The sequence below is a fragment of the Paenirhizobium selenitireducens ATCC BAA-1503 genome (assembly GCF_900492185.1).
GTDB lineage: Bacteria > Pseudomonadota > Alphaproteobacteria > Rhizobiales > Rhizobiaceae > Allorhizobium > Allorhizobium selenitireducens_A.
This window is the reverse complement of record NZ_UEYP01000043.1, coordinates 1-478: the sequence shown is the minus strand read 5'-3', so window position 1 is coordinate 478 and position 478 is coordinate 1. Positions and strand designations below refer to the sequence as shown.

Genomic DNA, 478 nt, shown 5'->3' with positions numbered 1-478 from the left:
TTTGCTTTTCCGCTTCACCGTCCATGCCGCCATACTTCGCCTTGTACTTGTAGAAGGTTGCATCCGAGATGCCGTGCTTGCGGCAGACATCGACTGTCTTCGCGCCCGCCTCCTGCTCCTTCAATATCCCGATGATCTGTTCTTCCGTGAACCGTGAACGCTTCATTCGTCCGTCTCCTTGATGTGACGGACTCTACCAAATTCTGGAGGAAGTTCAGGGTCTCAGGTCACGGGTTGTAGAACATTTCGATGTAGCCGAACACGTCCTGGCGGGCTTCGTGGCGCGAACGGTAGACCCTGCGGCGTATCCGCTCCCGCTTCAGAAGGTTGAAGAAGCTTTCAGCCACCGGATTGTCATGGCAGTTGCCGCGTCGGCTCATCGAGTGAACCAGATTGTGGTGCTTGAGGAACGAGGCCCAGTCCATGCTGGTGAACTGCGAGCCTTGATCCGAGTGGATCAGCACCTCGCCCTTCGGCT

1 protein-coding gene and 1 pseudogene are annotated in these 478 nt (G+C 56.5%); both read right to left on the bottom strand.

Annotated elements, in window-relative coordinates; translation table 11 throughout:
• The coding region (locus tag RHIZ70P_RS22635; protein ID WP_147294007.1) for a transposase at positions 1–166 on the bottom strand (166 nt) is incomplete at its 3' end.
• A 64-nt stretch (positions 167–230) separates the two neighbouring features.
• Positions 231–478, bottom strand: a pseudogene (locus RHIZ70P_RS22630) (DDE-type integrase/transposase/recombinase); the annotation flags it as partial.